Genomic DNA, 24597 nt, shown 5'->3' with positions numbered 1-24597 from the left:
CACATTTTAATTAAAAGTTTAATGTTTTTCAAATGAAATTAAAATCACCCCTATATATCGTTTGTTTATTATTCCATGTTTATTCGATTTCTTTAATAGCTCAAATTTCTGAAAAACAAATAACAAAAGATAAGATTAAACAAACCCTAGAGCAATCTGAAAAAGCTTTTTTAAAACAAACTAAAAAAGGTACAGAGGATGGTATTTATCTGCTGAAAAATGCTGAAGATTTGGCAAAAAAACTTAATGATCCATATTCTACAATATTGGTAAATAGAGAAAAAATAGGTTTTTTTATCAAAAATGGAGATAGCTCGGAAATAAAAAAATGTTTATCTGAAAACCTAAGTATTATTAATCGGCTAGGGGATAAAAGACAGTTGGCATTATATTATGAAGATATAGGTGTGTATAAAAATTATTTAGGAAAAATGGAAGAATCACACCAAGCTATGCTTATGGCAGAGAAAATATTTAATCAATATGGAGAAACCGAGGATTTGATCGATGTTAATTATAATATGAGTGTGGAATATATGAGGAGAAAAGAATGGAAAACCTCTTTAGGGCATGCATTAAAATCTTTGGAAGCAATAAATAAAACAGGAGCTAAGGAGAATCGAAAAAGATTTTTGTATTTATTTTTAGCAGAAGATTATATTAATTTAGGAGAATTTGAAAAAGCTAAGCAATGTTTTCTTGAAATTGAAAAAAAAGAATCCATGTATTTTAGTGATACGCGTTTTAAAGGAAAGTTTTTTGAAAAAAAAGGATTTTATTATGAAAAATTAGGAGATTATAAAAACGCAGCATCTTTTTATGAAAAATCTTCTAATAGTTTTTTTGATTATCATACCCAAAAAACCAAAAAAGTAAGTGCTTCTCTTGTTTTATCAGGACAATTAAACCTGCAAGAAGAAGAAAATAAAAGAATAAAAATTGAGAATGAGCTAAAAGAGCAAGAATTAAGTAATAGAAACTATATTATGTTATTATGTTTCTTAATGATTCTGGGTTTGGCAATATTAAGTACAATACAATATAATATATCTAAATACAAATCTAGAATAAACACATTATTAAAAAATAATTATAAAGAACTAATACAAGCCAACAAAAAAGCCGATAAAGCTTTAGAAGTTAAATCAGAGTTTTTGGATTCTGTTACACACGAGCTTCTTACCCCCTTAAATACTATTAAAGGAACAACTTTTTTATTGCAAAAAGAACCATTAACAGTACATCAGATAAGTCAAATTAAACTCATAAACGTATCCAGTGATTATCTTTTAAACTTGATTAACGATGTTATTCAATTAAACGATCTGGAAAATGAATATACTGAGTTAAAAAACGAAGAATTTGATTTAAAATCATTAATTAACAATCTCATTGATTCATCTTTGGTAATAAAAAAGAATAACGAGAATAAAATTCATAGAGAAATCGACAATGGTATTCCTGATATTATAAAAGGAGATATGCTTAAAATCTCTCAGGTTGTTCTAAGTGTTTTGGACAATGCATTGAAGTTTACCAAAAACGGGGACATATATATAAAAGTAGCAGTACTTTCTACAGTAAACAATAAAGCAAAAGTAAAATTTACAATACAGGATACAGGTATTGGAATGACAGAAAAGCAAATAGAAAAAGCCTTTGAAGCTTTTCATCAAGGATCTATAAAAATTAATAGAGAGTATGGTGGCACTGGATTGGGATTATCTATTGTAAAAAGGATATTAAAACTTTACGATAGTGATATTATAATAGAATCAAAACCCAATAAAGGGACATTGGTTGCATTTACTGTGGATTTTGAAATTTATAAAAAAGCGATGGATAAAAATGTTTTTAAAAAAAATCATTTTAATAAATCGGGAGATGAATTATCAAAAGACCTGAGTGTTTTATTAGTAGAGGATAATAAAGTAAATCAATTGATTACTAAAAAAATAATTTCAGATTATGGGATCAGTTGTGAATCTGCCAATGATGGGGAAGAAGCAGTAGATATGGCCAGAAAAAATGATTACTCTATGATATTTATGGATATTATGATGCCAAAAATGGATGGTTTTGAAGCAACAAAATACATAAGAAAATTTAATACAAAAGTCCCAATAATCGCATTAACCGCATTGTCAGAAAAATTAAACAAAGAAAAATTTAATGAAGCAGGAATATATACGATCCTGTCAAAACCCGTGAATCCAGAACTATTATACAAGACAATAAAAAAATATTGCGCAGTGTTGGATTAATTTTTTATAGTCTCTATGATTAATTTAGCAGTTTTGTCGCTAGCTCCTTTGCCACCCAGTTTTTTTTCTAAATCATAATAATCCAAAAACATTACCGCTCTGTTGTAATCATCAGTTATAGTTGTAAGTTCTTCTTTAAGTCTTTTAGGATTAAACTCATTTTGTATTAATTCTGTTACTACAGGCTTGTCCATAATCAAGTTTACCAAAGAAATATAATCTAAATTAATAATTCGTTTTGCAATTTGATAGGAGATATAATTGCCTTTGTAGCAAACCACCTCCGGGACTTTAAATAAAGCAGTTTCTAATGTAGCCGTTCCAGAAGTTACCAAAGCAGCACTACTAAGGCTTAATAAATCGTATGTTTGATTCATGATTAAGTGTACCCCTTCTTTTTTAATAAAAGGAGTATAAAATGAAGCTTCCTGACTAGGTGCTCCTGCAATCACAAATTGGTATTCAGAAAACTCATCTACCACAGTAAGCATAACGTCAAGCATTTTTCGAATCTCTTGTTTTCTGCTTCCGGGAAGTATTGCTATTATAGGACGATCATCCAAATTATGTTTTGTTTTAAAAACCTCGGGCATTATTTGTTTATGATCTGCAATAGCATCGATTAAAGGATGTCCTACAAAATTAACCGGAAACTGATGTTTGTCCTCATAAAAAGACTTCTCAAAAGGAAGTATAACATACATCATATCTATGCATTGTTTGATACTTTTTATTCGACCTTCTTTCCATGCCCATATTTGAGGGGATATGTAATAATGTGTTTTAAACCCCTTTTGCTTGGCCCATTCTGCAATGCGTAAATTAAACCCAGGGTAATCTATAAAAATCAGGACGTCTGGTTGAAAATTAATAATGTCCTGTTTACAAATTTTTATATTTTTTAAAATAGTAAACAAGTTTAATATAACCTCTACAAACCCCATAAATGCAAGATCCCTATAATGCTTTACTATAGATCCGCCAACAGCCAGCATAAGATCACCACCCCAGAACCTGAATTCTGCCTGAGGGTCTTCTTTAAGAATAGATTTCATAAGATTAGCACCGTGTAAATCACCAGACGCTTCTCCTGCAATGAGATAGTATTTCATGGATTATTTTTCTGTTTTTATGAGTTTAGATTTTTAAGATTCATTAGGTTTAAATTTTAATCCCTTATTGAATGTTTGATTCCCAGAGGTTTGCTTCAAAAAAAACTTTCATAAGCATACCTCGTGAGCTTGCTCCAAGGTTATCGATTGTTTTATATCAAAATCACCCAAATTTACTAATTGCTATACAAACAGCACTAATAAGACAAGCAAGAAGTATACCACGAGCTTTGTATATATTATTCTTTCTTAAAAAATAAAAGAAAAAAATCAAATTTGGTAGCGCTCCAAGAGCAATCAGACTTCCTAAAGAATCATTTTTTGCAGATGCCTCAATAGTCTCTGCAAATGTGTATCCTTTCCCACTTAGTGTAGAAAAAATCAATATACATACTATAAAACCTAAACAGTTAATAAGCAAACCAATTGTAAGCCCTACAGTAATTTCTTTTTTAATCATTTAACGACCAGTTGTTTAGTTCTTGAATAAAGTGATGAGCAGTAAGATCAAATTGAGTAGGTACAATAGAAATGTAACCATTATGCAAGGCCCACTCATCAGTGTCTTCTCCTTTGTCTTCATTAATAAACTTGCCAGAAAGCCAGTAATAATCCCGACCCATAGGATTTGTTCTTTTGTCAAATTCTTCTACCCAATGTGCATTTGCCTGACGACAAATTTTTACCCCTTTTATTTCTGTTGAAGCTAGTTTTGGGATATTAACATTAAGTACAACTCCTTTTGGCAACCCATTTTTTAGTACATTTTTTACAATTGCTTTTACATATTTTTTTGAAGGCTCAAAATTAGCGTCCATAGCATAATCAAGCAAAGAAAACCCTATAGCAGGAATGCCTTCAATTCCGGCCTCTACAGCAGCACTCATAGTACCAGAGTAAATAACATTAATAGCAGAATTAGACCCATGGTTTATTCCGCTTACACATAAATCAGGTTTTCTGTCAAGAATTTCACGAGAAGCCATTTTAACACAATCAACAGGGGTGCCAGAACAACTAAACTCTTTTTGAGGTGCACTTTTATCAATTATAACAGGATCGCAATATAATGTACTATTAATTGTAATGGCATGCCCCATACCACTTTGCGGACTATCAGGGGCAACTACAACAACATCACCTATTTCATTCATAACCTCTATTAGGGTACGAATCCCAGGAGCAGTTATACCATCATCATTAGTAACCAAAATAAGAGGCTTTTTTTGTGTCATATTCCCGATTTTTATAATGTAAAAATACATTTTTTTATACTACAAGAGTTATGACTAAAAAACAATATATGTCAAAATATACTCAATTATGGCTTTATCAGACTATTATAAAACAACAAATATATAATGACTTAAATTTTTGCTCTAAAAACAGAGAGAGAAATAATATTAGCTCATTTAAGAAAAATTTAGTAATATTACCTGTTATTGGTGCGATTTTTAATGTATTTTGCCGTAAATTCCCTAAATTAAATGAGCATATGAAAAAGAGTTTTTTGGCATTGATGCTTGCTGTTATCGTTTCGGCAGCTTCTTGCAGTTTTACTACCAAAGTTGAAAACGATCCGGATAAAGACAAATTATTAATAGATTTAATAAGCTATGTTTTGGGTAAGGGTCATTATGACGCAAAAGATATTGATGATGATTTTTCCAGGGAAGTCTTTACAGATTATATTGATGCTTTGGATCCGCTAAAGCGTTATTTTTATCAAAGCGATATAGAAGAGTTTAAAAATTATGAAAAACTTATCGATGATGAAATCAGAAATAAGGAAATAACTTTTTTTAATTTAACGTATGAACGACTTCAACAAAGAATGGCAGAGGCAAGAACTTTACATAAAGAGATCTTAGAAAAACCATTCAATTTTGAGAAAGACGAAAGTATAGATACAGACTACGAAAATTTATCTTATGTGACCAATAAAAAAGAAATGAAGGATCGCTGGAGGTTACAGCTCAAATTTAATGCATTGTCCAGTTATTATGATAAAGTAGAAGAACAAATAGACTCTGTAACCAAAAACAGCAATTATAAAAGAAAAACTTCTGTCATTTTAGAAGAAGAAGCCAGAGATATAACCAAAACATCTTTAAAAGAGTATTTTGAATTTGCCGATGATTTAGAACGAAAAGACTGGTTTTCTATTTATATCAACTCTATAGTAGAAGAATTTGATCCACATACCTATTATTTTGCTCCGCAAGATAAAGACAGATTCGACATTGCTATGTCTGGAAAACTAGAAGGAATTGGAGCAAGATTACAAAAGAAAAACGATAATGTAAAGATAGTAGAAGTTATTTCGGGAGGACCTGCATGGAGAGGAAATCAGATAGAAGTCGGGGATCTTATCATGAAAGTTAAACAAGAAGACGAAGCAGAGCCTGTAAGTGTGGTAGGGATGCGATTGGATGATGCCGTAAGCTTAATTAAAGGCCCTAAAGGAACTAAGGTTTCCTTGACAGTTAAAAAAGTAGATGGAACTACAGAAGTAGTAAATATTGTAAGAGACGTTGTTGAATTAGAAGAAACTTATGCAAAATCCTCTATAGTCAAAAAAGAAGATAAAACTTTTGGTATTGTTAACTTACCAAAATTTTACTTTAACATGCAGGATTATAATCAACGTAATGCCGCAAAAGATGTAAAGCAAGAAATTGTTCGTCTTAAAGAGCAGGATATGGATGGTTTGGTAATAGATCTAAGAGATAATGGAGGTGGGTCTTTACAAACTGTAGTGGATATTGCAGGATTGTTTATAGAAAAAGGACCCATAGTACAAGTTAGGACAAAAGGAGAATCTCCCGAGGTTTTGAGTGATAAGGATAGAAATATATTATGGGATGGACCATTAGTAATATTGGTGAATGAATTGTCGGCTTCAGCTTCAGAAATCTTGGCAGCGGCAATGCAAGATTATAAAAGAGCTATTATTATAGGTAGTAAGCAAACCTATGGCAAGGGAACAGTTCAAAACGTAATGGATCTTAATAGATGGATGCGTAGCAATGATTTTGGAGATCTTGGAGCATTAAAACTAACTACACAAAAATTTTACAGAGTTAATGGTGGCTCTACCCAGTTAGAGGGGGTGAAAAGTGATGTTGTAGTGCCGGATCGTTACAGTTATATAGATATAGGAGAGAAAGATCAGGAAAATCCATTGCCCTGGGATAAAATACCTGCAGCAGATTATGCTATTTGGGACGGCTATATTGATTTTAATCAAACAATCAACAATAGCAAGGAAAGAATGTCTAAAAACAACCAGTTAAAGTTGATAGACGAAAATGCAAGATGGGTTAGAGAAAAAAGAGACGTTAACAGATATTCTTTACAGTTTAATAAATATAAAGAAAACATAGAGCTCAATGAAGAACAAGCAAAACGTTTTGATGAGATCAATAAATACAAAACCAATCTAACTTTCGAATCGTTGCCTTATGAGGCAGAATTAATGAAAAAAGATTCGATTTTGGAAGAAAAAAGAAAAAGATGGCATGAGAGTCTTAGTAAAGATGTTTATGTTGAAGAAGCTATAAGTGTGCTAGAAGATTTGAAGATAAACAACATCAGAAAATCTAAAAATCCACTTACCGTAAAGAACTAATATGTGTTAATAACAAAAGCAAAGTCAAACTCTTTAAGCACAATAGCGCTCCAAAAATTCAGAAAGAATTTTTGGGGCGTTTTGAGTTTTTATTTTATTGTTTTTTGTGCATTTATAGCAATATTTTCCTATGCTTTGGCTCCGGATAATTCTCAAAATGCAAATCAAATGCACTTGTCTATACATTCTAAACCGCCAGGGTTTAAAGTACAAATGTTAACCATCCCGTCGCAGGATATTTCAGAACAATCTTTTCTTAATAAAATATTCTTTGGAGAAAAAAACACAGAAACTGAGATCCCAATAGACCAATATACTATAAAAGATGGTGTTTTGAAGGTATCGCCATATAGCGAAGGGGAAATAATAGAATTGTCAAAAAATATAAAATTAGAACGTTTTCCCAAGGGATTAACCAAAGACCAGATAATAAGCACATATATCAAAACCCAAACATTTATATTAGGTACAGATAAATATGGCAGGGATTTGTTAAGCAGGATGTTGGTTGGGATTCGTATTTCTTTTTCTATTGGTTTTGTAGCAGTATTGATCTCTTTAATTTTAGGAATATCTCTAGGCGCAATTGCAGGATATTTTGGAGGAAAAACAGACGCGGTAATTATGTGGCTAATTAATGTTACATGGTCCATACCAACATTGTTGTTGGTCATTGCAATAACTTTGGCTTTAGGCAAAGGTTTTTGGCAGGTTTTTATTGCGGTAGGATTGACTATGTGGGTAGAAGTAGCAAGAGTAGTTAGGGGGCAGGTATTGGGCGTTAAACAAATGCAATATGTTACCGCAGCACGTGCAATGGGGTTTACAAATTTTAGAATCATTACAAAACATATTTTACCCAATAGTTTAGCACCGGTAATCGTGATTTCTGCAGCAAATTTTGCAGGAGCGATTCTTATAGAAAGTGGTCTCAGTTTTTTAGGAATAGGAGCACAGCCGCCTATGCCAAGTTGGGGAGCAATGATTAAAGATCATTATTCTTATATTATTTTAGGTAAGGCCTATCTTGCAGTTATCCCGGGATTAGGGATTATGAGTTTGGTAATGGCATTTATGCTAATAGGTAATGCGCTGCGAGATGCGTTGGACGTGAAAGGATGATATATTATTATATAAACTCAAGAGGTCTGAAAAGTAATTTTTGATAAAATTTAGTTGAAATATTCATAATAATTTATCAAAAAACTCTTTGTTTCTTTCAGTAAGACCTTCTTTAGAACTAGTTTTTTGAAAAATTTACAATAAAAAAGAGGGTGTTTGACTTTTTAGACACCCTCTTTTGGTTTTTCAATTAAAGAATTTAAAAACAAGGAGGTCCTTGCACCCAAGTGGTTCCGTTGTGATAGCAACAGCTTACAGCAGGTACACAACCATCTCTTTTAACAAAAACGAGAGGTGTTTTGCCGCCATTCAAATGTTTTTGTTGTTCTTTAGAAATAGGTGTTGCATTTTTTAGTTTCGAAATTGGTTTCATAATATTTGGTTTTAAGGTGAATATTCTTTCGTTTATGTTTTATGCTTCTATTGGATCTTGCTCTTCAGGAATAATATTGGTGTTTTTTTCTACCAGTACACTCATAAAATGAAAAAATTCGTCATACCCATATTTTTGAGGGTATATAGTGTTGCCGATTATTGAGGTTGGTGTATAATAAAGATGATTTGCCTTTATCCACTCAGTCTGTTTTTTTAGAATATCCAGATTATTTGTATCGTTTTGAGGAAGTCCGTATTTTTTTATCCATCTGCTATGTGTTTTATCGGTAAACCAATCTGTATACACATCTATAAATTTGTCGGTACCTTGTTTGTGATATATTTCCAAAAGCCTTAGAGCTACCTGTGTTGATTTATTGTTAAAATCATCTTTGACACTTAATCGAATAACTATTTGTAACTGGTCCCCCATAGACTTAATAACACGGGCATAAGCTTTAAATGCTTTTTTACAATGACCACACATAGGATTAGTAACACTGGTAATTTTAAAAGCAGCATTAGGGTTTCCCAATATAATTTCGTTTGGGATAGGTGTGGTTTCTTTTACCTTTTCAGAAATATTCATTAAATAGGAATATATTTCCTCATCTCTTTTAAACTGGTTTAATTTTAAATTTTCAGCTTTAAATAAATTGTTGTCTTTTATTTTTTCTTTAGTAAACAAATATGCTAGTGTAAATAAAGATGAAATCGTTATAAAAGAAGCAATGGTTTTGGAGATGTCTGTATCAAAAGGAAAATTTAATATAGCAATGCCAGCTAATGCTAGCGAAATGGATCCTATAGCCAAACAGATCACACACCATTTTTTAATTATAAATGCTTGAGAGTATATAGAGTATATAATAAATGGAATTCCAGCTAAAGAAAGTATTAAAAGGATGTTGTTGTGTCCATAAAATATCTGATATAATGTGATAGAGCCAAAAAAAGCCATTCCTGCATCTGCTAAAGAAAAATTCTTGAAAAGGATGCCGCTATTGTTGTTGATAACATCCCCGCAGTTTGTATTTCCTATAGAGGTGCAAAACTGGTGTATGGTTTGCGATTGTATTCCTAGGCTTTCCCGAACCGCAAAAAAACTAAAAATAACTCCTGCACAGGATAATATCATAAAAAAAAATTGAGTAATATCCCATGGTTTTTCTATAAGCATAAAAATTACACCAATAAAAAGCCCTGTTAATAGTATATTTTGTACAATCGATGTATTAGTGGCAACATTGCCTTTTGTATTGTATTCTACTGCGATAACTTTAGGAACCCATATTTCTTTAAATTCATTAAATGTGAATTTCTTTTTTTTTAAGCTGGAGTGCTTAAGCTCTATGTGATTGCTTTTTTTGTTTACCGTTACTATTTCTTCTATGCTGTCTGTTTTTACCAAAGAAATAAAACTGTCCGGAAGCTGATCTAAAGCTTCAACAGGGATTTCTACTGCAATGTTGTCAATATCAAAATAATCTAAGGTGTCTGTAATCGATTGAAAACTAGGGTAATTTGGATGTATTTGTAACTGTAACTCTAAGTCTTTTTTGTTGTAATTCCTTATTTTGTTTTGAATCAAAACATTTTCTACAATTTTCTCGATAGTATTATCCATTTTTACTTTGATTAGAGGTGCTCGTATATTACACGTTTATTTTTTAGATAAAATTTGTTTCAGAGGTATAATGTATTTTAACTTTGAAATCATGCGCATAGAAATTGAATTTATTTTTTAGGCATTCAAGGTAAAAAAAATCTGAGTATAGCCGTATTTACGGTTATATTTTTTAACGAAGAACAGATGAAAAATAAATAAATTATTATATTGCTATTTCAAAGTTAAAAATTTTAATGGATATAATTTTAAGGATTAAACATATAAATAGAAAGCTTTATGTGTAATAATTTTAAAGATATATTGTTAAGTAGAGGGATATAAAATATCCCTCTACTTAATATAAATTATATTAACTCTGGTTTATAAAAGCATTAATAGAATTATATTTTGATTTAAAACAAACTATTAAGGTTTATTAACCTGTTGTTTTTTTCTTTTTTCAATGATCTATCTGTTCATGATGGAACGAAAAATTTATCATCTACCATACCCGTCATACTCACAATCATAAAAACATCTGGTGCCATCACCCCCAAGTTGAACAGCATAGGCACAATCTTGTTGAGCTTGTTGAGATCCAGAGGATCCCGAACTATACCCACCAAAATCGGATGTAATTTTTTTGCCTTCTCTAACTATAGTAATGCGACAAGTCTGTCCGCTGCCGCCACTAACTTCACTTTGTTGCTTTTTGTTGAGTGGGGTCACTCCTTTTAAAATTAAAATGTTACTTAGCATAATATAAAAATTTAATGATTATTCTTTGATTTTTCAAAACTCCTTAGGGTTATACTTTATTTATAGGGTACACTTAGTATTGTTACTGTGTTCTCTTTATAAAATATAGTTCCTCTTGTTTTGCTTTGTTACCCAAGAAAATTCAATATTTTTTTAAGCTCATTTTAATAAGGAAATGAGATTGTTATCATGCATATAAAATAGCAAGTATGATATGTGATATCTAATCAATAAAAATAGTACGGGGGATATAAAATACCCCCGTAACTATGTATAATAAGGTTTTTATTATTCAGGACAATCTTCTGGTGTTCCTCCGTTACAAAGATCACAACAAGGAACGAAATCAACAAATCCAGTAATAGGATCGAAGCAAACTCCAATTATTTCGCAATTTCCTGATCCGCCATTTATAGAGGCTTTTTGTTTTCTGTCTAAAGATTTAACTCCGGTTTGATTTAAAATGTTTTTTAACATAACTAATAGGTTTTTATGAATAAAGTACCTTGAACTTTTAAAGACACCCAAGGCTTGTGTCTATGCCTTTTTGCAAAGGATAAACGTATCTGTTTGTGTATTGGGGTTTAGATATGGGTAGAATATTTATGCAAAAACATAATATCCTAAAATAATCCATTGCAATTTTGACAATATTTACTACAAATATGACAACTTGTTTATGGATTAATTTTAGAAATATTAAGATGACTTGTGTGAAGCCTTAATAAAGTATTAATTAATTTTTTACAAAGCCTTAACTAATTAATAATCTTTTATATAAACAAATATAAAATATTAAACAGTATATAGAACGAGATATAGCCTCGTATTTTTTGAGGTTAAACCGTAGTTTTTGTAAAAACAAAAGGTTTATACTTGTCAATTCTTGTTTTTAACATAAAATCACAATTCATTATCGAGGGTTTTTGCCCTTTGGGGGATGCTTCAAAAAATATATTTTGTTCTGGGTAAATCATACTTTGAGGATTTTTCCCAAGGTTGTTGGTTTGAAAGTTAGTTTATCTGGGAGTCTTGTGTTGTCTTAATATTTTAATACTTTCGCAACGGTATTTTTAATTAAGGTGTAGTCAAAAATGAATAAAAGAAAATATATATATCCAATATTAATAATCATAATAACAATAGGGTTTTATTACTTTGATGGGTATCTTGATAATGAGAACATATATTCTAATGAAAAAAGAAAAGATCCGGATAGTTTTGGGTTCTTCTATTTGCCTACATCAACTACAGGGGCTATAGTAATACATGATAACTATTCATTATCATACTCAGAAAAACATGAGCAGGCAGAGTGGGTGGCTTATGAGCTTAAAAAAGAACATTTGTCTAAAAATGAATTTAAAAGACCTTACTTTGAAGAAGATAAAAAAGTGAAAACCTCTTCTGCAGATTGGCGTAATTATAAAAATTCTGGTTATGACAAAGGACATTTATGCCCAGCTGGAGATAGAAGATTTGCACTTCAAGCCTTTGAAGAAACATTTTTAACTTCTAATATTGTTCCCCAAAAACATGATTTTAATAGTGGTGTTTGGAATGATCTGGAGCAAAAAATCAGATATTGGGCAAAGATATATGATGGAGTTTATGTAATTACTGGAGGAATATTATCTAATAATCTTCCTACAATAGGGTATGAGCATGTAGCAGTGCCAAAACAATTTTATAAAATAATATTGAACAACTCTTCTGATAGCCCAAAAATGATAGCATTTTTATTGCCACATGAAGATTCTGATACATCACTAAAAAAGTTTGTTGTAGCAGTAGACGAGATCGAAAAATTAACAGGAATTGATTTTTTTGAAAAACTAGACGATAAACTAGAAGATAAATTAGAATCTTCTTCTTCTGTAAAAGAATGGAAATTTTAATATTGAAAACTCTATTTAAGGTTACCACTCATTAACTCGATTTGCATCTAGTTTGATAAATATAAAAAGTAAAACGGTAAATCCCCAAAGTCCGGAACCTCCATAACTAAAAAAAGGTAAAGGAATACCTATGGTAGGCATAAGTCCGGTTACCATACCTATATTAATTGCAAAGTGAATAAATAAAATACCGATAACACTATAGCCATATACCCTGCTAAACTGTGATTTTTGTCTTTCTGCAAGATGAATAAGCCGTATTAATAGTAGCATAAATAAAATTATGATTAAGGATGCTCCAAGAAAACCCCATTCTTCTCCAACAGTGCTGAATATATAATCCGTATGTTGTTCTGGTACAAAGCCACCTTTGGTTTGTGTTCCTTCTTTCCAACCTTTGCCAGTCCAACCACCACTACCAATTGCAATTTCACTTTGATTTGTATTATATCCTATTCCTTTAGTATCTATTTCTTTACCAAGAACAATATTAAACCTGTCCCTGTGTCTTTGCTCAAATACATTATTAAAAATATAATTTACAGAAAAACAAAACCCTGTAATAACAATAATGGTTAAGATATATCTGGAATATTTAGGTTTTCGTTTTCTGTTTTTAATTAATATTAATAGCATAATCATTGCTATTGCGAGCACTACCCATAATGGATTAAAAAGCAATGTAAATATAAATAATACCGCAGCAGAGGCCCCAACAATAAGATATATTGCAGCTAAACCCTCTCTGTATAACGGAAAGAAAAAAGCAGCATATACCAAGGCACTCCCGGGATCGGGTTGGGGCATTATAATTATAGCGGGTATTACAATAATCAAGAATGCTCTTACCTGGTGCCCAAGTAGTTTGATATTGGTTTGCATATCGCTTAAGTATTTTGCTAAAGCTAAAGCCGTGCAAGCTTTTGCAAACTCAGATGGTTGTAATCCTACAGGACCAAAAGTGTACCATGAAGTAGCTCCGTTTACATTTTTACCAAATACAAATAACCCAAGTAGAGATAATAAAGATATAACATAGATTAGCCCTGCAAAACGTTCATAAAACTTTACTTCGATTGCCTGAGTTATGATAATTAAAATAATACTAAATAAAATCCAGTACCCTTGTTTTATATATACCAATGAAAAATCTGTCAAAGAGAAAGTTTCGTTTTGGTAGGATGCAGAATAAATATTTCCCCACCCAAAACCAACAAGTAATAAAAATAATAAGACTGTTGTCCAGTCTATAGCAGCAACGCTGGATTTTGCCATTAGTAATTAATTTTAAAAGGTTCGCCACTGTAGGGTTTGGCATATTCTTCTTCAAGGCTATGTGTTAGCAGCCAATCTTCCAGATCTGTTCTGGAAATGCTGCCTCTTAAATGTTGTTCTATCATTAAGGATGCAATTTTTCCTGCATATCGAGAACCCCAATACCCGTTTTCTATGAATACCGCAATAGCAATTTTTGGATTGTCTTTTGGAGCAAAGGCTATAAATACAGAATGGTCGGTAAGTTGTGTTTTAACCCCATTAATCTTAGTAAAGTTTTCTGCGGTTCCTGTTTTTCCGCAAATATCTATTCCTTTAACTTGCAAAGAACTGGCTGTTCCTTGTGTGTATACCTGGTGCATTCCTTCTACTACAGGTTCAAAGTACTCTTTGTTTATAGTAGTAACTTTAGGAATAGTATAGTTTTCATTTTCTATTGATCGACCATCAATAGCTTTAATAACATGTGGAGTAAAATAATGGCCCCTGTTTGCTATTGCAGCAGTCATATTTGCTAATTGTATAGGGGTTGCCAAAACCTCTCCTTGACCAATAGCATTGGATATGGTAGCTGTAGCATACCATTTATAGGTAGGGTATCGATAAACTGTATTATAATATTCTGCGGTTGGGACCTTGCCTTTTTTACCAGTTGGTAAGTCATATCCTAAGTAATTTCCTAGGCCAAAGCTTTCTACATGTTTTCTCCACACTTCCATGCCTTCTTGTGGAGTGTTGTATTTTTCTATAATCCTTCTGTATACTGTTGCAAAATATGCATTGCAGGAGTTAGCGATACCAGGAATCATGTTTAGGGGGCTCCTGTGAGAGTGGCAACCAAGTTTTGTTCCGCCTTTTCCGTAGTAATACCCCATTCTGCACGAAACACCTTCTTTAGTGTCAATAACGTTTTCTTGTAGACCGATTAGTGCATTAATCGTTTTAAATGGAGACCCTGGCGGGTACTCTCCTTGTAAACCTCTATCATATAAAGGTTTGGCAATAGTATCATAATATAGTTTAGTGAAATTAGGAGATCTTTTTCTGCCAACTAACAATTCTGGCTTATAGGTAGGGGCAGTAACCAATGCTAATATTTCTCCTGTAGCAGGCTCCAGAGCTACAATACCACCTCGTTTATTTTGCATCAATTTTTGTCCGTATGCTTGTAACTTAGCATCCAGAGTTAAAGTAAGATCTTTACCATTAACGGGTAATGTATCAAATTTTCCTTCTTTATAAGGGCCTATATCTCTATTAAATCGATCTTTTTGGATACGTTTTACTCCTTTTATCCCTCTAAGTTGATTTTCGTATTCTTTTTCTACTCCATCAATACCTATAAGATCTCCAGAAATATAATAGGCATCTTTTTGTATTAAAGCATCATTTACTTCTCCAATATATCCTAAAACATTTGCTGCTCCTGTAGTTTGGTAATCTCTTAAAGAACGTTTTTGAATATAGAAACCTTCAAACTTTCGCATTTTTTCTTGCAGATAAGCATATTCATCTTTTGTTAATTGGGGAACTACTATAGAAGGTACCCTGGGAGAATATATTCTCGCTTTTTTCAAGCTTTTTTTTAGATTGTCCTTACTTATATTAAGGATAGAACAAAACTCTAAAGTGTCAAAAGGCTTTAATTCTCTAGGAATAACCATAACGTCATAAGATGGTTGGTTGGTGACTAGTAATTTTCCATTTCTATCGTATATTGCTCCTCTTTGTGGATAATCATAAATTACTTTTATAGCATTGTCCTCTGATAAAGAGGCAAAAGAAGTATTATAAATCTGCAAGTAAAATAATCTGGTAATAAATACTATTCCAGTAGTAATAATAATTAGGTAGAACAGGAGCTTTCTCATGAATCATTTCTTCTAAACAATACCAAGGCCAACATCGTTATCACTATTGTAAATATACTGGAAAACAATACTTTTTTAGTAATTAACAGTATGTGGGAGAAGTTAAAAATTTCTAACGAAAAAAGTACAATATGATGCGTTAAAACCATTATTATTACATATAAAAACCGCTCTCCAAATTTAACATTGCTTAGTTTTACAGTTTGAAACTCATAACTAAGTCCAAAAACGGATCGTAGTGCAATTGGCCTAAAAAAAGCAATAATAGTAGATGCTGCTGCATGAACCCCTCCGGAGTCTCCAAACATATCTATAATCAACCCCAGTATAAAGCTTATTGTTAAAAAAAGGCTTCTGTTTATATTGATTGGGGCAAGCAAAATAAAAATAATATAAATATATGGGTTTAAGTATCCTAAAAAGTTAATATGATTTAAAATAATTACCTGAAGCAAAATCAAAATAATGAATCTAACAATATGTAATAATGTGTCTTTATTCATGAATTTAATTTTCTAAACTTTTAATCTCATCGATGTCCCTGCTTTTTATTGCATAAACAAATCCAATATCAGACATGTCATTAAATAGTTTAACATCTATTAAGTAATAGCTTTTGTTTTGATTTAATGTATAACTGACAATGGTTCCTATTCCTATTCCTTTTGGGAAAATAGTAGAACGACCGTTGGTAATAATAGTATCCCCTTCTTTTATAATTGCCTGTCGGGGTATCGTTTCTAGTTGAACAATATTAGGATCTTTACCATTCCAGAGTAAAGACCCGTATTGATTAGATTTTTTTAATCCTGCATTAATACGAGAATTGCTATTTAATATAGAAATTACTCTACTATAGTTTTTTGAAGTGTTTTCTACAATACCTACAATGCCTTTGTCTGTTATGACTCCCATGTCGGGAAAAACACTGTCTTTTTCGCCTTTATTTATAAGAATATAGTTGTCGATTTTGCTATAATCATTTTTGATTACCCTTGCTTTTGTGTAGGTGTAAGGCTTATTAAATGATACGGTATCTGTATATTTTGTAGAAACAGAATCAACTCCAAGGGCACTTAATTGATTGCGCAAATACTCGTTTTCTTCTAATAATCTCTTATTTTCGTTTTTTAAGCCAAAATAATCACTTATAGAGTGCCGCCAATTATATATTCCTCCTGTAAAAAAATTTGTAGAACTTACAAACTTGCTTTTGTGATAAGAGTGTGATTGTATGGTAAGAATTAACGAGATGGACAATAATATTAAAAATAGCAGAGAATGTTTATTCTTAATTAAAAAATTAATAATCTGCTGCATGGTTTAGAGTGTAATAATTTTTATTAAAATTTCACATAAATAATACTATACTAAAGCCGTACTTAGTATGCATTAAAGCAGGATAACGTAAAATCAGAAATTTAGGTATATTAAAAATCTATTTTTTTAATCCTATTTTATAAGTACGCTTTTATATCTATTTAGATTTTTAAGAGTAATTCCTGTGCCTCTTACTACTGCTCTTAAAGGATCTTCGGCAATATATACAGGCAAATCTGTTTTTTGCGATAAACGTTTGTCTAATCCTCGAAGCATAGAGCCTCCACCGGCAAGATAAATACCTGTATTGTATATGTCTGCGGCAAGTTCCGGAGGGGTCTGTGATAAGGTTTCCATTACAGCATCTTCAATACGCAATATAGATTTATCTAACGCTTTTGCCATTTCTCTGTACGAGATTTGAACTTGTTTAGGTTTTCCTGTAAGAAGGTCACGACCCTGAACATTCATTTCTTCCGGAGGTAATTCTAAATCTTCGGTAGCAGCACCTATTTGGATTTTTATTTTTTCTGCAGTGCGTTCTCCAACATATAAGTTGTGTTGTGTACGCATATAATAAATAATATCGTTTGTGAAAACATCTCCTGCAATTTTTACAGATTTGTCGCAAACTATTCCTCCAAGAGCAATAACGGCAATTTCTGTAGTACCCCCGCCTATATCTACAATCATATTTCCTTTAGGTTGCATGATATCTACTCCAATACCAATGGCTGCTGCCATAGGTTCATGAATAAGGTATACTTCTTTTCCGTTTACACGTTCTGCACTTTCTTTTACTGCCCGCATTTCTACTTCTGTAATTCCAGAAGGAATACAGATTACCATACGCAGGGCAGGAGCAAAGAGTTTTTTCTTTAGTGCAGGTATATCTTTGATAAACATGCTTATCATTTTCTCACTGGCATCAAAATCTGCGATAACACCATCTTTAAGTGGCCGGATGGTTTTTATGTTTTCATGAGTTTTTCCTTGCATCATAGCAGCTTCTTTTCCAACTGCAATAATTTTACCAGATATAATATCCCTGGCTACAATAGAGGGGCTATCCACTACTACTTTATCATTATGAATAATCAATGTGTTAGCGGTACCTAAATCTATTGCGATCTCTTCGGTAAAGAAGTCAAAAAATCCCATAAAAGTCAAAAAAAGGGGTTAAAATTCAGTAAATGTAATAAAATTAATGTTTAAAATGACGTGTTCCTGTAATTACCATTGCAATTCTGTATTGATCGCAATAATCTATACTTAATTGATCCTTGATAGAACCTCCCGGTTGAATCACGGCTTTAATGCCTGCATTTCCTGCAATCTCTACACAATCCGGGAATGGAAAAAAGGCATCACTGGCCATTACTGCTCCATTAAGATCAAAGTTAAATGATCTTGCTTTTTCTATAGAATGTTTTAAAGCATCTACTCTAGAGGTCTGTCCCGTACCACTTGCCAGTAATTGTTTTCCTTTTGCAAAAACTATGGTATTTGATTTGGTATGTTTGCAAATTTTTGACGCAAACAAAAGATCTTCAATCTGCTCTGCGGTAGGAGCTGTTTTTGTAGCAGTAATTAAATCTTCACCTGCATCGGTTTTAAGATCTTTATCTTGTACTAAATTTCCATTTAAACAAGATCTTATCTGGATTTTTGGTAAATCAATTTCTTTCTGAACTAAAAGAATTCTGTTTTTCTTTCCTTTTAATATTTCTACAGCTTCGGGGCTATAAGAAGGAGCAATTACTACCTCGCAAAATAACTTATGAATTTCTTCAGCAGTTGCTTTGTCAATCTCGGTATTACTAATCAAAATCCCTCCAAAAGCAGAGACAGGATCTCCTGCCAATGCATCTGTATAGGATTGAAGAACTGTTTCTCGTTGCGCCAAACCACAAGCATTATTATGCTTTAAAACTGCAAATGTTGGTGCTTCTCCTTTAAACTCGCTCATTAAGTTTACTGCAGCATCTACATCTAGCAAGTTGTTATAAGATAATTCTTTGCCATGTAATTTTGTGAACATGGCATCAAAATCACCAAAAAAGTATCCTTTTTGATGTGGATTTTCTCCATATCGTAATTCTTGTCCTTTGGTTTCACTTATTTTAAGAGAAGTAATATCTTGGCTAGTATTAAAATAATTAAAAATAGCAGAATCATAATGAGAAGATACATTAAAAGCTTTGGCTGCAAAGCGTTTACGATCTTCTAAAGTGATATTCCCGTTTCCTTGAGAAATTATCTCTAAAAACTCCTCATAGTCATTTACTGAGGACACACAGGTAACATCAGCAAAGTTTTTGGCAGCTGCTCTAATTAAAGAAATACCACCAATATCAATTTTTTCTATAATATCTTGCTCAGGAGCTCCAGATGCGACTGTTTTTTCAAAAGGATATAAGTCAACAATCACAATATCGATTTGCGGAATCTGGTATTGTTCAAGTTCTGCAACATCACTATCGTTATTTTGACGATTTAAGATTCCACCAAAAACTTTTGGATGTAGGGTCTTAACTCTTCCTCCTAGAATTGAAGGGTAAGAGGTTACATCTTCGACTGGCACCACATTAACGCCTAAATCTTTAATAAATTTTTCTGTCCCACCAGTAGAATATATAGTAACGTTAAGTTCGTCTAATTTTTTTACGATAGGTGCTAATCCGTCTTTGCTGAATACAGAAATCAGTGCAGATTTAGCAGTTTTTGTGTTGCTCATGAGAAAATTTAGTTATAAAATGCAAAAATAGCAATTTAGTATCCAATTAGACAACCAATTATGTGTAATTGTTTTTAATAAATTGTAACAAAAACACAAGGAAAACGTCCTATCTTTAAATAATTAAAAATCCAGTTTAAAAATAGGGCATGCTGATCTATCTTAGAGTACTTAAAGAGAGCTTTAATTTTGCCATTAATGCACTTAGAAATAATAAGCTACGAACATTCCTCTCGTTACTTGGTGTTACCATTGGTATTTTTTCAATAATAGGCGTCCTTGCAGCAGTGGATTCTTTAAAACAAGAAATTAAGGGCAGTCTTAGCTCCTTAGACAATAGTACTATTTATTTAATGCGCTTTTCTTTTGGACCAACAGATATTCCGCAATGGAAAAGAGAGCAGTTTCCTGATGTAACTTTTGAAGAATATCAATATGTTAACAGATCTATGCCAGATCTTAAGGCAGCTAGTTTTATCTTGAATGTAGCCCCGGAAACTATAAAATATCAGGAACAAAGTGTTAGCAATGTAGAGGTTGTTCCGGTTACCAGTGATTATTATGATATCGAAGAGCTACAAGTTGTAAAAGGGCGGTTTTATAATGAACAGGAATCTGTTGCAGGTGCTCCTGTTGTTGTTATAGGAGATGAAATAGCAAATAGTTTATTTGGCTCTGAGGATCCTGTTGGGAAAAAAGTACGCCTATACGGAAGAAAACTAACAGTAATTGGGGTGCTTAAAAAAGAAGGAGCAGGGATTTTTGGCAATAGCAAAGATACTATGGTTATTCTTCCGGTTAATTTGGTTAGAAGAATTTATGGGGATAATAATAAATCTTCCTTTCCGGCAATAATTATTAAACCAGAGCCCGATGTGGATGTGCCTGAGTTTATTGCGGTTTTGAAACAAAAACTGAGAACTTACCGTGGATTAAAACCAGACGAAGAGAATAATTTTTTTGTAAATCAATTACAGGGGTTTACTGATTTTATCGATAATATTACGAGTACTATGTCTACAATTGGTGGTGTAATCGGAATGTTTTCATTGCTGGTAGGGGGGTTTGGAATTGCTAATATTATGTTTGTAAGCGTAAAAGAACGTACAAATTTGATAGGCATACAAAAAGCTCTTGGAGCTAAAAAGAGATTTATATTATTTCAGTTTTTGTTTGAAGCAGTTATACTTTCGATTTTTGGAGGGTTAATAGGTCTTTTTTTAGTTTGGTTAATCTCTATGTTTGCCTCTCAGTTTACAGGGGATTTTGAGTTTGTGCTCTCTGGTTCTAATATGTTTTGGGGTATGTTTTCTTCAACTATAATCGGCCTTATTGCAGGGATTTTACCTGCAATATCAGCTTCTAAACTAGATCCTGTAGAAGCAATAAGAACAGGTATGTAAATCTTGCTTGCCTTTTAAAATAATCATTCTATGAGATTCCTTAGAGGATATTGATTTTAAAAATATGCCCTAATATTTTATGTAATACCATTTTAACTTTGAAATAGTGTGTATAGAAATTGAATCTGTTTTTTAAGTATTCAAGGCAAAAAACTTGTGCCAGACTTGATCTGGCATCAAGCATAGCTGTAGTTACGGTTATGTTTTTTAACGAAGAATAGATGAAAAAGAAATAATTTATTAGTGCTATTTCAAAGTTAAAATGGTATTATTAGGTTTTTGGGTAAAAAAACAGCGTACATGAAGTATTTCTTGATTTTCTGAGAATATTTGCAGAGCTTTAAAAGCAGTCAGGTAATTTTTGCAGTAACTTTTTTTAATCCCTAATTGAGAGTCTGATTCCCAAAGGCTTGCCCTGAAGTTGTAGATTCGAAAATGATGAAATATGCAGGAAAGTTATAAACTATATAAAAACCCTATATAATTTAATTGAGGGTGTCTGAAAAGTCAAAACACCCTCTTTTTTATTGTGAATACTTCAAAAAACCGATTCTAAAAGAAGATTTTACTGAAAGAATAAAGTTTTTTTAGAAAATACTACAAATAATTCGACTGAATTTTATCAAAAATTACTTTTTAGACAGCCTCATTGTAGATATATTTTTTTAATTCAATCTAAGTTTTAAGATAATCTCATGGGTACCATTGGTATATGTGTTTATATCTGTTGTAGTATACTCATACGCGTATCCTACTTTAAAAATATTTTCTACAAAACCCGCAGTAAAAAATATAGTTACACTTTCGTCTAACCGATAATTGGCTCCTAGCTCTATTCGTTCCTTATATAGTGCAGATGCTGTAAGATCCAGAGAAAACGGTGCCCCACTTACAACCTTACCAAGCGCAGAAGGACGAAACTTAAAATTTTCGCTAAGGTCAAATTCATAACCCCCACCCAAAAATATTTGAGTGTCATCTTTTGCCGATACAGGATTCAAGCCTTCTTTTTCATACCTGTTGTTAGACAAAAGCCCCGGTGCAGATAGTGAAACGTAGTATTTTTTGGCTTTAAGGTAAAATCCAACACCCACATTAGGATTAAATGTACTTATGTTTTCTGTAAACAAAGGATCATTTGCAATCCCCAGTTCATTAAGATCTATTTTTAAGAAAGATCCTCCTGCTTTAAGGCCTGCATGCAAGTCTGTCTCTTCAGTAATTTTTATCTTATAAGAGAAATCAGCATATAAATGAGTTTCTTCTAAAACAAAAACTTTATCATTTACTACAGTTAATCCAACTCCTATGTTTTCATCTACAGGAGAATTTATATTAAAATTAAGGGTCTCCGGACCATCTTCAACACCTGCCCATTGGCTTCTTACTGCAAATGTGGTTTCAAGACTACCATTAGTACCAGCATAAGCAGGGGTAATCACATTCATATTATATCGGTACATACTAAAATGCGGATCTTGTTGGGCATTAGCTGCAAAGGATATAATGAGGGCAAAAATTATATATTTTAAATACGTCATCTTACTTTTGTTTTGTTGATCTTTTTGGAAATAATATCTGGTAGTTTTTTTGTTTATGAGACTATCCATCATAACTTAATAGTTTATATAGATCCAGCCAGTTAATGGAGGAAATTCTTTACTGCCAGTTTCTAAAACATAATAATATGCCCCCACTGGTAATTTACCATTTCCAAAAACAGAATTACCATTAGAAACACCATCCCAGTTATTTTGATAATCTTTGGCTTCAAATATTTTTTTGCCTGATCTGTTAAATACTTGAATAGTATGATTAGGGAAGTTTTCAATTCCTTCTATTACCCAAGTGTCGTTTATGCCATCTCCATTTGGAGAAAAACCTTTGTTAAAAGCCAAGGGGTTTGCTACCGGAGTTGGGGTTAGGGTATTGATGCTAAAATTGATGGAATTTGTAGCTCCTGTTCCTTCATTTCCTGCAATATCAGTAAATCCTGCATTATTTAAAGAGATTATATTAGTATCACTTTGTATACCTTCTGTTGGCGTAAAAGTTGCTGTAAAGGTTATATTGCCATTCGTAGAATTTACTGCGGTTAATGTTCCGTTAGTAATGGTTAGATCTGTATTGTCAAAACCAGTTACTGCTTCAGAAAAAGTAATGGTAACTGTTGCTGTTTCTCCTGTTGTTAATTCGGTATCACTAATTTCTATAGTTACGGTAGGGATTACCATATCAATACTAAAATTAGGGGAGCTTGTTGTTCCTGTGCCAACATTACCAACACTATCTGTTATCCCGGTGTTATCAAGAATAATGACATTGGTATTGTCTTCTATATCGATTGTTGGTGTAAAGGTAGCTGTAAAAGTAATATTACCATCTGTAGATGTTAAGGTAGATAATGTTCCGTTAGGGATGGTTAGGTCTGTATTGTCAAAACCAGTAGCTACCTCAGAAAAAGTAATGGTTACGATAGCTGTTTCTCCTATGGTTAATGTATCATCACTTATAATTATGGTTGCTGTAGGGGGGATAGCTTTTTTGTTTTTGGTGTCTAAAGCTTCCGCTCCTGTGTTTCCAATAGGATCTGTAAGTGTAACACGAAGAGTAATAGTGCCATCACTTAATCCACTTAGATCTATGCCCGTTATTTGATCCGTAGCACTAACAATTGTTCCTGATCCTGTAACTGTTCCTGCACCTCCGGATGTACTAAAAGTATAATTATATGTAGTACCTGTTTCTGCTCCTGCAAAGGTAAAACTTACGGCATTATCATTAAATGAATTGATAGGGTTTTGATCTATCGTTACTGTGTATCCTGTTGGAGGAACAGCATCTACCAATACTGCGGTTGTTGCGCCTACACTATTTAATGTAGTGTTCAAATCATTTCCGGCAGTGTCTCTCAAAGTCCCGCCATTGGTGCTTAAGGCTCCTACTGTTATTCCATCGGTGTCAAGTTCTCCTGCTTGTACGGTATATCTAAACAACAATGCCGAGGTTCCGCTACCACTTTGATAAATAGCTTGTCTTGTAGTAGAGCCAATAGTAAGGCTTAATTGCGGAGTTCCCCCCGCGGTGTTTACCGTTACATTTTCGTTGGTATTAATAGTAAAGTCGAGGTTTTGCGCTGTTATATAGGTTGCGTTAGCAGGTACGATAACACTGGTTATGGTAGGGGCTACTGCATCTACCAATACAGCGGTGGTACTTCC

The 24597-nt window shown here is 32.5% G+C and carries 20 protein-coding genes; 5 read left to right on the top strand and 15 right to left on the bottom strand.

All coding sequences use genetic code 11. The features are described 5' to 3' along the window. Nucleotides 1-32: 32 nt before the first annotated feature. Nucleotides 33-2264, top strand: coding sequence for a tetratricopeptide repeat-containing hybrid sensor histidine kinase/response regulator (locus ACZIYX_RS14650; RefSeq protein WP_462682999.1), 2232 nt, complete (start codon nt 33-35; stop codon nt 2262-2264). On the opposite strand, the gene lpxB is transcribed toward ACZIYX_RS14650, so the two are convergent. From lpxB to surE, 3 genes are all read right to left on the bottom strand, one after another. Then, entirely contained in the window at nt 2261-3376 is a 1116-nt protein-coding gene (gene lpxB, locus ACZIYX_RS14645) for a lipid-A-disaccharide synthase (protein ID WP_462682998.1), read from the bottom strand. The two genes, ACZIYX_RS14650 and lpxB, sit on opposite strands and share 4 nt — an antisense overlap. 163 nt (nt 3377-3539) lie before the next feature. Then, nucleotides 3540-3836, bottom strand: a complete 297-nt coding sequence (locus ACZIYX_RS14640; RefSeq protein WP_462682997.1) for a hypothetical protein — start codon at nt 3834-3836, stop codon at nt 3540-3542. Beyond that, nucleotides 3829-4611: a 5'/3'-nucleotidase SurE gene (gene surE / locus ACZIYX_RS14635; protein WP_462682996.1), complete on the bottom strand. Its 783-nt coding sequence runs from the start codon at nt 4609-4611 to the stop codon at nt 3829-3831. The genes ACZIYX_RS14640 and surE overlap by 8 nt, the downstream gene beginning before the upstream one ends. A gap of 260 nt (nt 4612-4871) precedes the next feature. On the opposite strand from surE, the gene ACZIYX_RS14630 reads away from it, so the two are divergent. Together ACZIYX_RS14630 and ACZIYX_RS14625 are read left to right on the top strand one after the other, a co-directional pair. Further along, nucleotides 4872-7007 (top strand): carboxy terminal-processing peptidase, encoded by a 2136-nt coding sequence (locus tag ACZIYX_RS14630; RefSeq protein WP_462683024.1) that lies wholly within the window; start codon nt 4872-4874, stop codon nt 7005-7007. Between the two features lie 81 nt (nt 7008-7088). Next, nucleotides 7089-8129: an ABC transporter permease gene (locus tag ACZIYX_RS14625; protein WP_462682995.1), complete on the top strand. Its 1041-nt coding sequence runs from the start codon at nt 7089-7091 to the stop codon at nt 8127-8129. A 199-nt stretch (nt 8130-8328) separates the two neighbouring features. On the opposite strand, the gene ACZIYX_RS14620 is transcribed toward ACZIYX_RS14625, so the two are convergent. The 4 genes from ACZIYX_RS14620 to ACZIYX_RS14605 all read right to left on the bottom strand — a co-directional run bounded on the left by ACZIYX_RS14620 (nt 8329) and on the right by ACZIYX_RS14605 (nt 11349). Continuing rightward, nucleotides 8329-8502, bottom strand: coding sequence for a hypothetical protein (locus ACZIYX_RS14620; protein WP_462682994.1), 174 nt, complete (start codon nt 8500-8502; stop codon nt 8329-8331). A 39-nt stretch (nt 8503-8541) separates the two neighbouring features. Beyond that, nucleotides 8542-10131: a vitamin K epoxide reductase family protein gene (locus ACZIYX_RS14615; protein ID WP_462682993.1), complete on the bottom strand. Its 1590-nt coding sequence runs from the start codon at nt 10129-10131 to the stop codon at nt 8542-8544. Nucleotides 10132-10611: 480 nt separating this feature from the next. Beyond that, complete coding sequence (locus ACZIYX_RS14610) at nt 10612-10872, bottom strand: hypothetical protein (RefSeq protein WP_462682992.1); 261 nt, start codon at nt 10870-10872, stop codon at nt 10612-10614. A gap of 288 nt (nt 10873-11160) precedes the next feature. Then, the gene (locus tag ACZIYX_RS14605) at nt 11161-11349 is read right to left on the bottom strand and encodes a hypothetical protein (protein WP_462682991.1); all 189 of its coding nucleotides are present in this window, start codon (nt 11347-11349) and stop codon (nt 11161-11163) included. Nucleotides 11350-11966: 617 nt separating this feature from the next. Between ACZIYX_RS14605 and ACZIYX_RS14600 the strand changes: the two genes are divergently transcribed. After that, nucleotides 11967-12770, top strand: a complete 804-nt coding sequence (locus tag ACZIYX_RS14600) for a DNA/RNA non-specific endonuclease (protein ID WP_462682990.1) — start codon at nt 11967-11969, stop codon at nt 12768-12770. A gap of 21 nt (nt 12771-12791) precedes the next feature. On the opposite strand, the gene rodA is transcribed toward ACZIYX_RS14600, so the two are convergent. The 6 genes from rodA to purH all read right to left on the bottom strand — a co-directional run bounded on the left by rodA (nt 12792) and on the right by purH (nt 19973). Then, on the bottom strand, nt 12792-14045 hold the full coding sequence (gene rodA, locus ACZIYX_RS14595) for a rod shape-determining protein RodA (protein ID WP_462682989.1): 1254 nt from the start codon (nt 14043-14045) through the stop codon (nt 12792-12794). Continuing rightward, complete coding sequence (gene mrdA, locus ACZIYX_RS14590; protein WP_462682988.1) at nt 14045-15916, bottom strand: penicillin-binding protein 2; 1872 nt, start codon at nt 15914-15916, stop codon at nt 14045-14047. The genes rodA and mrdA overlap by 1 nt, the downstream gene beginning before the upstream one ends. Continuing rightward, the gene (gene mreD, locus ACZIYX_RS14585) at nt 15913-16419 is read right to left on the bottom strand and encodes a rod shape-determining protein MreD (RefSeq protein WP_462682987.1); all 507 of its coding nucleotides are present in this window, start codon (nt 16417-16419) and stop codon (nt 15913-15915) included. The genes mrdA and mreD overlap by 4 nt, the downstream gene beginning before the upstream one ends. A 4-nt stretch (nt 16420-16423) precedes the next feature. Further along, nucleotides 16424-17236, bottom strand: coding sequence for a rod shape-determining protein MreC (gene mreC, locus ACZIYX_RS14580; protein ID WP_462682986.1), 813 nt, complete (start codon nt 17234-17236; stop codon nt 16424-16426). A gap of 132 nt (nt 17237-17368) precedes the next feature. Beyond that, nucleotides 17369-18397: a rod shape-determining protein gene (locus ACZIYX_RS14575; protein ID WP_462682985.1), complete on the bottom strand. Its 1029-nt coding sequence runs from the start codon at nt 18395-18397 to the stop codon at nt 17369-17371. Between the two features lie 43 nt (nt 18398-18440). Continuing rightward, nucleotides 18441-19973 carry a bifunctional phosphoribosylaminoimidazolecarboxamide formyltransferase/IMP cyclohydrolase gene (purH, locus tag ACZIYX_RS14570; RefSeq protein ID WP_462682984.1) on the bottom strand — a complete coding sequence of 511 codons (1533 nt, stop codon included), beginning with the start codon at nt 19971-19973 and terminating at the stop codon, nt 18441-18443. A gap of 149 nt (nt 19974-20122) precedes the next feature. Here purH and ACZIYX_RS14565 point away from each other — a divergent pair, with 149 nt between their 5' ends. Further along, nucleotides 20123-21376 (top strand): ABC transporter permease, encoded by a 1254-nt coding sequence (locus ACZIYX_RS14565; RefSeq protein WP_462682983.1) that lies wholly within the window; start codon nt 20123-20125, stop codon nt 21374-21376. 665 nt (nt 21377-22041) lie between these two features. Here the strand turns inward: ACZIYX_RS14565 and ACZIYX_RS14560 are convergent. Next, a complete protein-coding gene (locus tag ACZIYX_RS14560) occupies nt 22042-22917 on the bottom strand; it encodes a PorP/SprF family type IX secretion system membrane protein (RefSeq protein WP_462682982.1) in 876 nt (291 codons plus the stop codon). A 75-nt stretch (nt 22918-22992) separates the two neighbouring features. Beyond that, on the bottom strand, nt 22993-24597 hold a 1605-nt coding region (locus ACZIYX_RS14555; protein ID WP_462682981.1), incomplete at its 5' end, for an Ig-like domain-containing protein.

The sequence above is a fragment of the Aquimarina sp. genome (assembly GCF_977115655.1).
This window is presented reverse-complemented; position numbering and strand designations above follow the sequence as displayed.

Bases quoted from the DNA above. Each gene is read 5' to 3' on its own strand.
- ACZIYX_RS14650 (WP_462682999.1), top strand. From the start codon at position 33: ATGAAATTAAAATCACCCCTATATATCGTTTGTTTATTATTCCATGTT.
- lpxB (WP_462682998.1), bottom strand. From the start codon at position 3,376: ATGAAATACTATCTCATTGCAGGAGAAGCGTCTGGTGATTTACACGGT.
- ACZIYX_RS14640 (WP_462682997.1), bottom strand. From the start codon at position 3,836: ATGATTAAAAAAGAAATTACTGTAGGGCTTACAATTGGTTTGCTTATT.
- surE (WP_462682996.1), bottom strand. From the start codon at position 4,611: ATGACACAAAAAAAGCCTCTTATTTTGGTTACTAATGATGATGGTATA.
- ACZIYX_RS14630 (WP_462683024.1), top strand. From the start codon at position 4,872: ATGAAAAAGAGTTTTTTGGCATTGATGCTTGCTGTTATCGTTTCGGCA.
- ACZIYX_RS14620 (WP_462682994.1), bottom strand. From the start codon at position 8,502: ATGAAACCAATTTCGAAACTAAAAAATGCAACACCTATTTCTAAAGAA.
- ACZIYX_RS14615 (WP_462682993.1), bottom strand. From the start codon at position 10,131: ATGGATAATACTATCGAGAAAATTGTAGAAAATGTTTTGATTCAAAAC.
- ACZIYX_RS14610 (WP_462682992.1), bottom strand. From the start codon at position 10,872: ATGCTAAGTAACATTTTAATTTTAAAAGGAGTGACCCCACTCAACAAA.
- ACZIYX_RS14605 (WP_462682991.1), bottom strand. From the start codon at position 11,349: ATGTTAAAAAACATTTTAAATCAAACCGGAGTTAAATCTTTAGACAGA.
- ACZIYX_RS14600 (WP_462682990.1), top strand. From the start codon at position 11,967: ATGAATAAAAGAAAATATATATATCCAATATTAATAATCATAATAACA.
- rodA (WP_462682989.1), bottom strand. From the start codon at position 14,045: ATGGCAAAATCCAGCGTTGCTGCTATAGACTGGACAACAGTCTTATTA.
- mrdA (WP_462682988.1), bottom strand. From the start codon at position 15,916: ATGAGAAAGCTCCTGTTCTACCTAATTATTATTACTACTGGAATAGTA.
- mreD (WP_462682987.1), bottom strand. From the start codon at position 16,419: ATGAATAAAGACACATTATTACATATTGTTAGATTCATTATTTTGATT.
- mreC (WP_462682986.1), bottom strand. From the start codon at position 17,236: ATGCAGCAGATTATTAATTTTTTAATTAAGAATAAACATTCTCTGCTA.
- ACZIYX_RS14575 (WP_462682985.1), bottom strand. From the start codon at position 18,397: ATGGGATTTTTTGACTTCTTTACCGAAGAGATCGCAATAGATTTAGGT.
- purH (WP_462682984.1), bottom strand. From the start codon at position 19,973: ATGAGCAACACAAAAACTGCTAAATCTGCACTGATTTCTGTATTCAGC.
- ACZIYX_RS14565 (WP_462682983.1), top strand. From the start codon at position 20,123: ATGCTGATCTATCTTAGAGTACTTAAAGAGAGCTTTAATTTTGCCATT.
- ACZIYX_RS14560 (WP_462682982.1), bottom strand. From the start codon at position 22,917: ATGACGTATTTAAAATATATAATTTTTGCCCTCATTATATCCTTTGCA.